16 protein-coding genes are annotated in these 13,226 nt (G+C 60.0%); 6 read left to right on the plus strand and 10 right to left on the minus strand.

Annotated features, from left to right (window positions below; translation table 11 throughout):
• Positions 1-203 precede the first annotated feature (203 nt).
• Positions 204-968 (minus strand): helix-turn-helix transcriptional regulator, encoded by a 765-nt coding sequence (locus AC3IUE_RS07990; protein ID WP_489266626.1) that lies wholly within the window; start codon positions 966-968, stop codon positions 204-206.
• A gap of 136 nt (positions 969-1,104) precedes the next feature.
• Here AC3IUE_RS07990 and AC3IUE_RS07995 point away from each other — a divergent pair, with 136 nt between their 5' ends.
• A complete protein-coding gene (locus tag AC3IUE_RS07995; protein WP_201201647.1) occupies positions 1,105-1,920 on the plus strand; it encodes a UDP-2,3-diacylglucosamine diphosphatase in 816 nt (271 codons plus the stop codon).
• A 128-nt stretch (positions 1,921-2,048) separates the two neighbouring features.
• On the opposite strand, the gene AC3IUE_RS08000 is transcribed toward AC3IUE_RS07995, so the two are convergent.
• A complete protein-coding gene (locus tag AC3IUE_RS08000; protein ID WP_489266628.1) occupies positions 2,049-2,639 on the minus strand; it encodes an HD domain-containing protein in 591 nt (196 codons plus the stop codon).
• 27 nt (positions 2,640-2,666) lie between these two features.
• A complete protein-coding gene (locus tag AC3IUE_RS08005) occupies positions 2,667-2,978 on the minus strand; it encodes an Mpo1-like protein (protein WP_489266630.1) in 312 nt (103 codons plus the stop codon).
• A gap of 160 nt (positions 2,979-3,138) precedes the next feature.
• Between AC3IUE_RS08005 and AC3IUE_RS08010 the strand changes: the two genes are divergently transcribed.
• The gene (locus AC3IUE_RS08010) at positions 3,139-4,200 is read left to right on the plus strand and encodes an AraC family transcriptional regulator (protein WP_489266632.1); all 1,062 of its coding nucleotides are present in this window, start codon (positions 3,139-3,141) and stop codon (positions 4,198-4,200) included.
• Here AC3IUE_RS08010 and AC3IUE_RS08015 read toward each other — a convergent pair.
• Entirely contained in the window at positions 4,157-5,611 is a 1,455-nt protein-coding gene (locus AC3IUE_RS08015; protein ID WP_056742180.1) for a TrkH family potassium uptake protein, read from the minus strand. The genes AC3IUE_RS08010 and AC3IUE_RS08015 overlap by 44 nt on opposite strands.
• A 122-nt stretch (positions 5,612-5,733) precedes the next feature.
• Between AC3IUE_RS08015 and AC3IUE_RS08020 the strand changes: the two genes are divergently transcribed.
• A complete protein-coding gene (locus tag AC3IUE_RS08020) occupies positions 5,734-6,300 on the plus strand; it encodes an NAD(P)H nitroreductase (protein WP_489266635.1) in 567 nt (188 codons plus the stop codon).
• A 108-nt stretch (positions 6,301-6,408) separates the two neighbouring features.
• Here the strand turns inward: AC3IUE_RS08020 and AC3IUE_RS08025 are convergent, their stop codons facing one another.
• The 6 genes from AC3IUE_RS08025 to AC3IUE_RS08050 all read right to left on the minus strand — a co-directional run bounded on the left by AC3IUE_RS08025 (position 6,409) and on the right by AC3IUE_RS08050 (position 10,801).
• A complete protein-coding gene (locus tag AC3IUE_RS08025) occupies positions 6,409-7,749 on the minus strand; it encodes a sensor histidine kinase (RefSeq protein WP_489266637.1) in 1,341 nt (446 codons plus the stop codon).
• 174 nt (positions 7,750-7,923) lie between these two features.
• Positions 7,924-8,373 (minus strand): LTXXQ domain protein, encoded by a 450-nt coding sequence (locus tag AC3IUE_RS08030; RefSeq protein WP_056742175.1) that lies wholly within the window; start codon positions 8,371-8,373, stop codon positions 7,924-7,926.
• 321 nt (positions 8,374-8,694) lie between these two features.
• Entirely contained in the window at positions 8,695-9,372 is a 678-nt protein-coding gene (locus AC3IUE_RS08035; protein WP_027922300.1) for a response regulator transcription factor, read from the minus strand.
• 7 nt (positions 9,373-9,379) lie between these two features.
• Positions 9,380-9,793 (minus strand): translation initiation factor 2, encoded by a 414-nt coding sequence (locus AC3IUE_RS08040; protein WP_489266640.1) that lies wholly within the window; start codon positions 9,791-9,793, stop codon positions 9,380-9,382.
• A gap of 110 nt (positions 9,794-9,903) precedes the next feature.
• The gene (locus tag AC3IUE_RS08045) at positions 9,904-10,203 is read right to left on the minus strand and encodes a YciI family protein (RefSeq protein ID WP_489266642.1); all 300 of its coding nucleotides are present in this window, start codon (positions 10,201-10,203) and stop codon (positions 9,904-9,906) included.
• Position 10,204: 1 nt separating this feature from the next.
• A complete protein-coding gene (locus AC3IUE_RS08050) occupies positions 10,205-10,801 on the minus strand; it encodes a septation protein A (protein WP_046046432.1) in 597 nt (198 codons plus the stop codon).
• An 87-nt stretch (positions 10,802-10,888) separates the two neighbouring features.
• Between AC3IUE_RS08050 and AC3IUE_RS08055 the strand changes: the two genes are divergently transcribed.
• The 3 genes from AC3IUE_RS08055 to AC3IUE_RS08065 are packed head-to-tail and all read left to right on the plus strand — an operon-like array spanning position 10,889 to position 13,217.
• Positions 10,889-11,752, plus strand: coding sequence for a PHP domain-containing protein (locus AC3IUE_RS08055; protein ID WP_046046431.1), 864 nt, complete (start codon positions 10,889-10,891; stop codon positions 11,750-11,752).
• A 13-nt stretch (positions 11,753-11,765) separates the two neighbouring features.
• A complete protein-coding gene (locus tag AC3IUE_RS08060) occupies positions 11,766-12,395 on the plus strand; it encodes an L-threonylcarbamoyladenylate synthase (RefSeq protein WP_156400825.1) in 630 nt (209 codons plus the stop codon).
• Positions 12,396-13,217, plus strand: coding sequence for a segregation and condensation protein A (locus AC3IUE_RS08065; RefSeq protein ID WP_008156118.1), 822 nt, complete (start codon positions 12,396-12,398; stop codon positions 13,215-13,217).
• The last annotated feature ends 9 nt before the right edge of the window (positions 13,218-13,226 follow it).

Consider the following 13,226-nt stretch of genomic DNA (forward strand, 5'->3'; position numbering starts at 1 on the left):
CCGGAGACAACGCCGTCCCCTGTAGCAGCTGGCGAAGCCTGCGTTCGACTGCGAAGCAGCCGTAAAACTGCATGCACGGTGCATCTGAACGACCGCGGTGCCTGATACCACGGCTGCTTCGTCCGAACGCGGCCCGAACCGAACGCAGGCTTCGCCAGCTGCTACATTAAAACGTGCAATGCCCCGCGATGTCTGTCGGCAAACTATTGCCTTTTGTCGCCAACCTCGCGCCGCAATTTACCGGGTGAGGCACCGAACTCCCGCAACACCGCCGCCGCGAAGGCGCTCTGCGAACTGTAACCGACCCGACTGGCAATCTCGCCGATCGGCAGCGCCGAATCCCGCAACAAGCCCACGGCCATGTGCAAACGTCGACTGCGGATGTAATCCATCGGCGTCTGCCCGCATTCAGCAACGAACCGCGCATGCAGCCGAGCGCTGGACAGACCGGCGATACGCGCCAGATCGGCAACTTGAAGTGGGTAGGCGGCGTACTGATCGATGTGCGCATTCAGCGCCGCATAAGGCAGGCGCCGACCGCCGACGATCTCGGGTTTAGCGTTGTTGAGGCTGGCCAGCAACAACACCGCGCCTTGTTGCGCGATCAATGGATCGTTGACCTGACTGCCCGCCAACCAACTGACCAATTGGCTTTGCCCTGCATCCAGCGACAGGCGACCGGCGTTGTCGAGTAAACGACGACTGGCTTCGGCGTGATCACCAAGAGACTGAGAAACCCATTGGTCGCTGGGCACATCCAGTACCAGGCAACGGCTGCCATTGGCGCTACCGCAGGCATGATGGAAACCGGACGGCACCACCACGAAACTCTGCTGGACCACCTGACTGCCATGCCCGTCGACCTCGAAATCCAGCGCACCCGACAGCCCGAACACCAGCTGCGCGTGGTCGTGGCTATGGACGATCAGGTCATGCGTGTATTGGCGTAGCGTGAGGATCGGTCTCATCGCAGGTCTCCCGGGCAAGGCTGCCAGTCTACACCGAGGGCAATCGAGGGGCGCTGTCACAGGACTGACTCGCCACTGTCATGGGCAATTAACCCGACCGGCGCAAAGTTGCAAAAACTTTTGCAGAGGGTTGCCCATGACCAGCGCCGAGCTCGCCAAACCCAGTCGTAAGCAACGTGTGCGGACCTTGTGGATTTCCGACGTGCATCTGGGCACCCGGGATTGCCAGGCCGAACACCTGTCGCAGTTTCTCAAGGGCTACCACGCGGACAAGATCTACCTGGTCGGCGACATCATCGATGGTTGGAAGCTGCGCGGTGGCATGTACTGGCCGCAGGCGCACACGAATGTGATCCGCCGCTTGCTGACCATGAGCAAGCGCGGCACCGAGGTGATCTACGTCACCGGCAACCACGACGAATTCCTGCGTCGCTATTCGAAGCTGATTCTGGGCAATATCCAACTGGTGGATGAAGCGGTGCACGTGACCGCCGATGGTCGCCATCTGCTGGTCATTCATGGCGATCAGTTTGACGTGATTACGAGGTATCACCGTTGGCTGGCCTTTCTCGGCGACTCGGCCTACGAATTCACCCTGACCCTCAACCGCTGGCTCAACCATTGGCGCGCACGCTATGGCTACGGTTACTGGTCGCTGTCGGCCTACCTCAAGCACAAGGTCAAAACCGCGGTCAGCTTCATCAGCGATTTCGAAGAAGCCATCGCTCACGAATGCGTCAAACGCGAGTTGCACGGCGTGGTGTGCGGGCACATTCACCATGCCGAGATTCGCAAGGTCGGCGGGGTGGATTACCTCAATTGCGGGGATTGGGTGGAGTCGTGCACCGCGCTGATCGAGCATTGGGACGGCTCGATCGAGTTGTATCGATTGGCGGATGCCCAGGCGCGGGAGGCGGAGTTGAAGGCCGTCAAAGTTGCAGAGCCCGCTTAAAAATCAGGGTGTCTGGTCTGGCCCCATCGCGAGCAAGCTCGCTCCCACATTGGACTTGTGTCGTATACACATCCCCTTGTGGGAGCGAGCTTGCTCGCGATGGACCGCGCAGCGGTCCCCTCGGATCTTCAGGCTGGCGAATGTTCTTCCATCGCCGCCTTGTAAATCGAGTACTTGGGCTGCGCAAACAACCGTTCCATCATCGGTTCAAAGAAGCTCAGCGGCAGCGTGTCATACGCCGGATCAAACGCCGCTGCGTCATATTTGGCGCAAAACTCAATGGTCGCCTGATACTGCGGATGCCCGCTGTATTGCTCGCGCAAATGCCGGTCCATCCCTAGATGATGGAAGAAGTAATACCCCTGGAAAATTCCGTGTTTCTCGACCATCCACAGGTTCTCGGCGCTGACGAACGGCTTGAGAATTGCCGCAGCGATGTCCGGGTGGTTGTAGGAACCCAAGGTGTCGCCAATGTCGTGAAGCAGCGCGCAGACCACGTATTCTTCATCGCGGCCATCACGCCAGGCACGGCTGGCGGTTTGCAGGGAATGGGTCAGACGATCCACCGGGAAGCCGCCAAAATCACCCTCCAGTAATTTCAGGTGCGCCATAATCCGAGTCGGCAATTGCCTCGCATAGGCACTGAAGTCTGCGGCGATGATCGCCCAGTCTTCCTGCGTGCCGTCCTGCATGTGGGTGAACCGGGCGTTGGCATTCATCGACTGTCCTCCTGTGGTTCATTGCGCCTAGAACGGCACGCGACCCAGAATCATGTCTCGGTACATGACGAAATCGCCGAGCAGGCTGTAAAACGGATGTTGAAAGGTCGCAGGACGGTTCTTCTCGAAAAAGAAATGCCCGGCCCAGGCGAAGCTGTAACCCGCCAGCGGAAGGGCCCATAACAGCAGCCAGGCGCCTTTGCCGATGGTCAGGGCCAGGATGAAGAGAACCAGCGTCGTGCCGATAAAGTGCAATCGTCGGCAGGTACTGTTGCTGTGTTCGCTGAGGTAATACGGGTAGAACTCAGCGAAGCTGTTGAAACGTTTGATGTTTTCCACGACTGCGATCTCTGTGGTTATTGTTCTGACTGCAAGATGTTCTGCGGGTAGCTTATTTGAGTCTAGAGTGATCATTGGCATCAGCCAGTGACAATGGGCGCCACTTTAGTATCCTTCGGAAATTGGCCGTAGCATGCGGCTCATCATGTAAGTGGACGACATGAGCGAACGAACGACTTCTGCAAGCTGGGCGATGGGGATTGTCAAAGCACTGGAGATGGACGGCCTGGATTGCCGGGTTCTGTTCAAACAGCTGGGGCTCGACTACGCGGCACTGGATGATCCGGACGCGCGCTTCCCGCAAGATTCCATGACTCGACTGTGGCAACGCGCGGTTGAGCTGTCCGGCAACCCGGCGATTGGCCTGAACATGGGCAAGGTGGTGCGACCGGCCTCCTTCCATGTGGCGGGCTACGCCTTGATGTCCAGCCAGACCCTGGCCGAAGGCTTTCAACGGCTGGTGCGCTATCAGCGGATCATTGCGGAAAGTGCCGACCTGAGTTTCCGGTTGTTGGAAGAAGGTTACGCGCTGATTCTGACGGTCCATGGCGACCATCTGCCACCGACCCGGCAGAGTGCCGAAGCGTCACTGGCCTGTGCCCTGGCGCTGTGCGGCTGGTTGACCGGGCGCACCCTGCAACCGCGCAAAGTGCTGGTGCAGGGCGATCAGCCCGCCGATCTCGAACCCTATAAAAAAGCCTTCCATGCGCCTTTGGTGTTCAACGCGCCTTATGACGCCTTGATCTTCGAGCGCGCCGACATGGAAGCACCGCTGCCTACCGCCAATGAGGCGATGGCGCTGTTGCATGACCGGTTTGCCGGTGAGTACCTGGCGCGGTTTTCCGAGAGTCGCGTGACCCACAAGGCGCGGCAAGTGCTGTGCCGTTTGCTGCCCCAGGGCGAACCCAAGCGCGATACCGTGGCGCAGACGCTGCACCTGTCGCAACGCACCTTGCAGCGACGCTTGCAGGAAGAGGGCACGAGTTTTCAGACGTTGCTCGACGACACCCGGCGTGAACTGGCTGAGCAATACCTGGCGCAACCGACCATGACCCTGCTGGAAATTGCCTACCTGCTGGGGTTTGCCGATCCGAGCAACTTCTTCCGCGCTTTCCGCCGCTGGTTCGACGCCACCCCCGGCGAGTACCGGACGCGGCTGATGGAAGCGCCGGCTCCTGTCAGTGACGCCAGAACGCCGGAATACACAGAACAAACACCGTAATGATCTCCAGTCGGCCCAACAGCATGCCGAACGAGAGAATCCACTTGGCAGCGTCCGGCAGGGTGGCGAAGTTGCCCGCCGGGCCAATGGTCTCGCCCAGTCCCGGGCCAACGCCGGACACCGTGCTGGCTGCGCCGGTAAGGGCGGTCATCCAGTCCACGCCGAGCAGCGACAACAGCAGCGCGATCACGCAGATGGTGATGGCGAAGAAGAACGAAAAGGTCAGAATCGAACGCACGATTTCTTCGTCGAGGCGGTGACCGTTGTACTTCTGCTTGATCACCGCGCGCGGGTGAATCAACTGGTTAAGGTTGGCCTTGAGCAGGATGTACGCGACCTGGAAGCGGAAAATCTTGATCCCGCCAGCGGTCGAGCCCGAGCAGCCGCCGACAAAACCCAGATAGAAGAACAGCATCAGCGAGAAATTGCCCCAGAGGCTGTAGTCCCCCAGCGCAAATCCTGTGGTCGTTACCACCGAGGTCACGTTCAGCGCCACATGCCGCAGCGCCTCCAGCCAATGCAACTGGGTGGTCCACCAATACCAGGTGCCGAGCACCAGCCAGGTCACCAGTAACATGCCGAGCAAGCCTTGAACCTGCTGATCCTTGATCAGTGCTTTGCGGTTACCGCGCAAGGTTGCTACATACAAGGTGAACGGCAGGCTGCCGAGGATCATGATGACGATCGCCACCCAGTGCACCGCCGGTTGCGTCCACTTGGCCAGAGACTGGTCGGACGTTGAGAAACCACCGGTGGAAATCGCCGACATCGCGTGGTTGATCGCATCGAACGGGCTCATCCCGGCCCACCAGAACGCCAGGCTGCCGATAATGGTGATGCCGACGTAGGCCGCAACGATCAAACGCGCCACCATGTGCGAACGTGGCATGACTTTTTCGGAACGGTCCGACGACTCGGTCTGAAACAGCCGCATGCCACCGATGCGCAGCAGTGGCAGAATCGCTACCGCCATGCCGATAAAGCCGATGCCGCCGATCCAGTGCAGCAACGAGCGCCACATCAGAATGCCAGGGGACATGGCGTCCAGGCCAGTGAGCACCGTCGATCCGGTGGCGGTGATGCCGGACATGCTTTCGAAGAACGAGTCGGTGTAGCTGATGTGCTGGGTCAGCAGGAACGGCAGCGCAGCGAAGATGCACACCACCAGCCAGCTGCTGACCGTCAGCAGGTACATGTCTCGCGGGCGCAGGTGAATGTGTTCGGGACGACCGGGGATGACCAGGGCCAAACCCGCGACGAAGGTAATCATGCTCGCCCAGAGGAACGACGGCAGGTCGCTGGTGCGGTCGAAAATCACCAGGGTGGCCATGGGCACGACCATGGCGATGGCCAGCGTGATCAGGAAGATGCCGATGATGAAACCAATAATCCGTAAGGTCGGCAACGCCATGAAGTCCGCTCGGGCTGAAATTGGGAAGGGCGCCATTCTACCTGCGGGGCAAGGCATGTAAACCGGCGCCGCCTGCGCAGTTGCAGCTAGAATAGCCAAACATTTTTTTCAGGAGGTGGCCGATGCAGGCTCTCGACGCTTTGCTCAACCGTGTTTCCGTTCCACGACTGCTCGAACCGGCACCGACCGCAGAACAACGCGAAGTGCTGTTTGGCGCTGCGATGCGAGCGCCAGACCATGGCCACTTGCAGCCTTGGCGCTTCCTGACAGTCGAAGGCGCGGCGCGCGAGCAAATGGGCGAGTTGCTGGCCGAAGCGGCGAAGCAGCAGGACAGTGAGGTGTCCGAGGCGGCGTTGGACAAGGCGCGTAACGGTCCACTGCGCGCGCCGCTGGTGGTTGTGGTGATCGCGCGGTTGCAGGATCACGTCAAGTATCCGAAATCCGAACAACTGCTGGCGGCGGGTTGTGCGGCTCACGGGATTTTGCTGGCGGCTTATGCACAAGGGATTGGTGCGGTGTGGCGCACGGGTGAACTAGCGTATTCGGCGCATGTGGCCAAGGGCTTGGGGCTGGCTGAAGGGGAAGAGGTGATCGCGTTTCTTTACCTCGGCACGCCGCAGAAAGAGCCGCGCGTTGCCGAAAAGGTTGATCTGGCCGAGTTTGTCAGCGCCTGGCCGGGCAAGTCCTGAACACACCGATCAAATGTGGGAGCGAGCTTGCTCGCGATAGCGGTGGGTCAGTCAATATTGATGTTGAATGTAATACCGCCATCGCGAGCAAGCTCGCTCCCACAGGGTTCAGGGCTGTACCACCGCTCCAGGCACCAACGGTAATTCGAGGCTGGCAATGAACCCGCCCTCCGGGTGATTAGCCAACACCAGACTCCCGCCATGCCGTTCCGCCGCACGGCGTGCAATCGCCAATCCCAAGCCATGTCCAGCCGTCGTCTGCCCCGGCGCCCGGTAGAACGGCTCACCCAACTGGCTCAAATGCGTAGCCTCTACGCCCGGCCCATGGTCACGCACACTGACCACAATCCGCTCACCCTGACGCACCGCCTGCATTTCAATCGACTGTCCCACCGGGTTGAACCGCTGAGCATTGCGCAGCAGGTTGTCGACGGCGCGCTCGATCATCGTCGGCCAGCCTTTTAGGTTCAGTTGCGGCTCGGCCTCAAGGTGCACGTTCTGCTCTGGCGAACCCAATTGAGCATCCTTTTGCAAAGTGTTGAGCAACGCATTGAGATCAACCTCTTCAGCGCTGGCGTTGTCGGCATCGACCCGCGCCAGAACCAGAATTTCGCTGATCAGTGCTTCCAGTCGATCGCACTCCCGAGTGAGGCGCGGCCAGAGTTTTTCCCGTTCTTCAGGGTTGGCCCGCTCGGCCAGTGCCAGTGCAATGCGCAGCCGGGCAAGCGGTGAACGCAGTTCATGGGACACATCCCGCAGCAACTGCCGCTGGCTGCCGATCAAACTTTGCAGACGCGCGCCCATGCGGTTGAAGTCGTTGGCCAGCACGCCGAACTCATCGCGCCGGTTGGCCAGTTTTACCAGGCTGTTTTGTTGGTAGGTGGTTTGCCCCAGATCATGCACCGCGCCGCGCAAGCGGCTGAGTGGGCGAGTAATGGACATCGTCACGAACAGGCTGAACAAGGTCAGCACCACCAACGCGATACCCAGCGCACTCAACGGCCAGAGCAGGCTTTCGCGGTGCCAGGCGTCCAGCTCCGGGTGCGGAATTCGATAGATCAGCAGGTAGGTGTCGCCGGTTTTTTCGCTGGTGTATTCCGCGGTCAGACGACGCCATGGCAGGCGGCGATCATCGTTGTTCTGCCGCGCTTCGAAGGCGGCCGCCCGGCGTGGGAACGTACCGCGCACCACCGGATCACCGCTCTCGTTGAGCACTTGAACGTCGATGTGATACTGGCGCTTGCGCTGTTCCAGAATGTCCTGGGCCGCGTCTTCACCCTGTGACTCGTAGGTTTGCGTCCACTGCTCGGCCAAGGTATTGAGGCCGGGATGGCGACTGAGAATCCACGCGTCCTGATTGAGCATGTGCCCCAGCAGAATGGAGAGCCCTGCAACCAGAGCGATGGCCAGCCAGAAGCTGGCCAGAATACGCCAGAACAATGAGCGCACAGAAAATCCTCAAGCAAACACAAACCAGAGTGGGAGCGAGCTTGCTCGCGATAGCGTCAGCACATTCAGCATCAACGTAACTGATAGACCGCCATCGCGAGCAAGCTCGCTCCCACATTAGACTGAGTGACGTCAGACCCAACGGTGTTAGCCGTCGGGTCCGGGGTTAACGCATTATTGCGCCTTTTGCGGCTGTTGCGCTTTCCAGGCCTTGAACTCGGCCCATTCGGCGCGACGCTCAGCCTGTTTTTTCTGGATCTCGTCGAATTGCTTCTGTTGATCCGGTTTCAGCAAGGCACGCACGTCGGCTTCAGCTTTCTTGTGGTTGGCCGCCATTTCATCTTTCATGGCTTTCTGGTCGGCTGGCGAGAGTTTTTCCAGGTACTTGTCGACCACTTGCTGACGCTCATGCATCTGCTCGCCCATGATTTTGCGGATCTGTTCGCGCTGTTCGCGGCTCAGGTCCAGCTGGCTGTACGGGCCTTTGCCGTGCATGCCGTGCATCTGACCGCCATGGCGTGAGCCGTCCATCGGGCCACCCATCGGGCCGGCACCTTCAGGCATGGCCATGGCAACGGTCGGCAGGGCGGCAGCGAACATCAGAGCGATAAGAGTCTTGCGCATGGTGAATCTCCTTGTCTCGTTCCCGGTACGTTCCGGATGAGTACAGATTACGGAGATCAAGGTCAGCGGCGGTCAGCGGAGCGTAAAGCTTGGGTAAAGACGATTTCAGATTGACCTGACAAATCCAACACCTTTTGGACACACATGACCCGTGTAGCAGCTGCCGAGCCTGCGAGGCTGCGTTCGGCTGCGCAGCAGTCGTGAAATTAGGCGATGCGTTTTTTTCAAGTAAACCGCGTGTTCAGGGTTTACGACTGCTGCGCAGCCGAACGCAGCCTCGCTGGGGCTCGACAGCTGCTACACGAAGGTTTGCGTTGGATTTCAGAGGCTGTAGTAGTAGCCGCGGCTGCGCAGGGCCACGATGCGTGGGCGGCCGTCGGGGTGCGGGCCGATTTTTTTGCGCAGGTTGCTGACGTGCATGTCCAGGCTGCGGTCGTACAGCGTCAGTTTGCGGCCGAGGGCGATTTGCGCCAGTTCCTGTTTGTCCAGCGGCTCGCCGGGCTGCTTGAGCAGGGCTTCGAGCAAACGGCTTTCGGAGACGGTGAGGGTGAATTCCTGTTCATCGATGCTGACCACGCCGCGCACCGGACTGAAACACAAATCGCCGAGTTCGAGCTGACTGGAGACTGCTGCCGGATGACTGCGGCGCAACACGGCGCGCAGGCGGGCTGTCAGTTCCCGTGGGTCGCACGGTTTGGCCAGGTAATCGTCGGCGCCGAGTTCCAGGCCGAGGATGCGGTCCAGCGGCTCGCCGCGGGCCGAGAGCATCAGCACCGGCAAGTCCGGGTGATCGCTGCGCAATTGCTTGAGCAGTTCCAGGCCGCTGCCGTCCGGCAGCATCACGTCCAGTACCACGGCTGCCGGCGATGTTTCGGCCAGTGCGCGACGGGCGCTCTGACCATCGTGGCAGGCGCGGACCTGGAAGCCTTCCTGGCTCAACCAACTGCTCAGGAGCTCACACAGCTCCTGATCATCATCAATTAATAACAGCTCGCTCATGACTCACTCAATTTAGCCATTGCCTACGTTTTCTGGTGGCACCACTGGCGAAGATACCGCAGAGCAGCGCCAATAGCGCTACTGCGGCGCCAATGACGAACCACTGTTGCTGATCGGTCAATAGACGCGGCAGCGGGCTGCTGGCCTGGGCTTCCTTGAGTTGCAGCTTGAGGCGCTGATTCTCTTGGCGCAACCGGCTCAACTGAGCGCTTTCGCGTTCGGCATCGGTATTTTGCAGTTGTTTACTCAGTTCTTCTCGTTGCTGTTCGCTTACCTTCAAGCGCTGTTGCAACTGGGTGATCTGGCTGCCGGCGCTCAGGGACAATGGTGTGGAATTACCGCCCTCGGCGCTTTCTTCACCATGAGCAGGGGCCACAATCGACAACGTCACCAACATCAGACACAACGGACCTTTGCGCATCGCCACTCCTGATTCCAATACGAGTATTGGGCAGGTTGTCGGCCGGTAAACGAGAATAATGAGCGTTGAGCGCGCGATGAACCGATAAGGTTCATCGCGCTGGAGGGATATTACGGCAGGACTTGCTTGAACGGCTTGACCGAAACGTTGGCGTAGACGCCTGCGGCGACATACGGGTCGGCGTCGGCCCAGGCCTGTGCGGCGCTCAGGGAATCGAATTCGGCGATGATCAGGCTGCCGGTGAAACCCGCAGCGCCCGGATCATTGCTGTCGACCGCCGGGTGTGGACCGGCCAAAACGATGCGCCCTTCACCTTTGAGCACTTGCAGGCGCTCAAGGTGTGCAGGCCGTGCGGCCAGGCGGGCTTCCAGGGAGTTGGCGACGTCTGTGGCAATGATTGCGTAAAGCATGTCAGTCCTCGGTTTTTGGCGTTGTGGTATCGGCGTCGTGCAGGTGGCGGGACAGGTAAATGCCCTGGCCGACCAGGAACAGCAGCGTCATGCCCAGGCTGCCGAAGACTTTGAAGTCGACCCAGTAGTCCTGAAAGGTGAACGCGACGAACAGGTTGGCGGCACCGCAAAACAGGAAAAACCCGATCCAGGCGATGTTCAGACGGGTCCAGACCGGCTCCGGCAGGGTCAGCGCGTGGCCCATGATGCGTTTGATCAGCAGTTGCTCACCGATGAAGTGGCTGCCAATGAACGCCAGGGCGAACAGCCAGTTCACCACCGGGGCTTTCCATTTCAGGAAGGTTTCGCTGTGGAACGCCAGGGTCAGGCTGCCGAAGACCAGGCAGGCGATGAGGGTCAGCCACTGGCTCTTCTCGAGCTTGCGCTGCTTGATGAACAGCGTGCCGTAAACCACCAGGGAGCTGATGATCAGCATGGCGGTGGCGCTGTAAATACCGCCTACAGTCAACTCATGACCGGCGATGTCGACGACCCGTGGATCGAGTTTGAAGACGATGAAGAACAGCAGAAGCGGGATGAAATCGATGAATTGTTTCACAGTGGCAGCCAGAAGCAGGATGTGGCGGCATAATAACAAACATATGGGCGCGCGATAGCGCCAGCTGATTTGAGGTAAAAAAGTCCTGTGAATGTTGATTTGCACTGCCATAGCACGGCCTCCGATGGCGCTCTCGCGCCTGCAGTACTGGTTGCGCGTGCGTTCGAGAAAGGCGTGCGAGTCCTGGCCTTGACCGATCACGACACCCTCGAGGGCCTCGACGAGGCTCGCAGTACGGCGACCGCGCTGGGGATGCAATTGGTCAATGGCGTCGAATTGTCCTGCACCTGGGGCGGCGCAACCATTCACGTTTTGGGCTACGGATTTGATGTCAATGCCGCGCCGTTGGTCGAGGCCATCGCAAAATTGCACGATGGCCGCTGGCTACGGTCCGAAGAAATAAGCCGAAAACTGGCATTGAAAGGCATGCCGGGTGCGCTCGAAGGGGCTCGGGCCATCCAGCAGGAACTGGGCGACAGCGGCAACGCGCCGGCCCGCCCGCATTTCGCCGACTGGATGGTGCGTGAAGGTTTCGTCAAGGATCGCGCCGAAGCGTTCCGCAAATGGCTGGGCGCCGGCAAGCTGGGGGACGTCAAGCAACACTGGCCGACCCTGGAAGACACGGTCGAAACCCTGCGCGCCGCCAAGGCCTGGGTCAGCCTGGCGCATCCGTGGCACTACGATTTCACTCGCAGCAAACGTCGCCGGCTGATTGCCGACTATATTCAAGCAGGGGGCCACGCTATCGAAGTGGTCAATGGCCATCAGCCCGCCGAGCAAGTGGGCAGCCTGGCGATTCTCGCCCGTGAATTCGGTCTGCTGGTCAGCGCCGGCAGTGATTTTCATGGCCCTGGAGGCTGGTCCGAGATCGGTGAGTACCGCCCGCTCCCGGAGGATCTGCCACCACTGTGGTGTCGATTCAAACATGACCCAATTATTGCCGCCGTCTGAACAGGTAGAGAATGTGAGTCAATTTTTCCAGATTCATCCGGAAAACCCGCAAGCGCGCCTGATCAAACAGGCTGTCGAGATCATCCGCAGCGGCGGGGTGGTGATTTATCCCACAGACTCGTCCTACGCCATTGGTTGCCAGATCGGCGACAAGAATGCCGTGGAGCGCGTGCGCCGGTTGCGAGGCCTGGATGACAAACACAACTTCGCGCTGATTTGCAGCGACCTGTCACAGTTGGGGGTGTTCGCCAAGATCGATACCGGCACGTTCCGTCTGCTCAAGGCGCACCTGCCAGGGCCGTACACCTTCATTCTCAACGCCACCCGCGAAGTCCCGCGGCTGTTGTTGCACCCGAAAAAACGTACCATCGGCCTGCGCGTGCCGAGCCATCCGATTGCCCTGGCGCTGCTGGAAGAACTCGGCGAACCGCTGATGAGCGTGACCCTGATCATGCCCGGTGACACCGACCCGATGACCGATCCTTACGAAATGCGTCAGTTGCTCGAGCATCAGGTCGACCTGATCATCGATGGCGGTTTCGGCGGGATCAAGGCGTCCACCGTGATCAACCTCGCCGACGGCGAGCCGGAAGTGATCCGCGTTGGTTGCGGCGACCCGACGCCGTTCATGGCCGAGGCGTAGATGTCTGCAGTAGAACCCGTTGTCGACAGTCAGGCCGGAGCCCAGCAAGAGCTGCCCTTCGCGATGGTCTATGGCCAGGCGGTCATGGAAATGCCGCTGGACCTGTACATTCCACCGGATGCGCTTGAGGTCTTTCTTGAAGCGTTCGAAGGCCCCCTCGACCTGCTGCTGTATCTGATCCGCAAACAGAACATCAATATCCTCGACATCCCGGTGGCGGAAATTACCCGTCAGTACATGGGCTATGTCGAGTTGATGCAGTCGGTGCGCCTGGAGTTGGCCGCCGAGTACCTGGTCATGGCCGCGATGCTGGCCGAGATCAAATCGCGGATGCTGCTGCCGCGTGCCGAAACGATTGAGGCCGAAGAAGACGACCCTCGCGCCGAACTGATCCGCCGCTTGCAAGAGTACGAACGCTTCAAGGCTGCCGCTGAAGGCATCGATGGCCTGAGCCGTGTGGGTCGTGACGTGGTAGTCCCCAAGCTCGACGCCCCGGAAGCCCGGGCCCGCAAGCTGTTGCCAGACGTGCGTCTTTCAGAGCTGCTGTTGTCCATGGCAGAAGTGTTGCGCCGTGGCGACATGTTCGAAAGTCACCAGGTCAGCCGCGAGGCGCTGTCCACCCGCGAACGCATGAGCGATGTGCTGGAGCGCCTCAAGGGCGGCGGTTTCGTGCCCTTTGCCGAGCTGTTCACCGCTGAAGAAGGACGTCTGGGGGTGGTGGTAACCTTTATGGCGATTCTTGAACTGGTCAAGGAATCCTTGGTCGAGCTGGTGCAGAATGAGCCGTTCGCAGCGATCCACGTGCGGGCCCGAGCCGAATAACGAGTTGAA

It is taken from the genome of Pseudomonas sp. GL_093, from assembly GCF_057837605.1.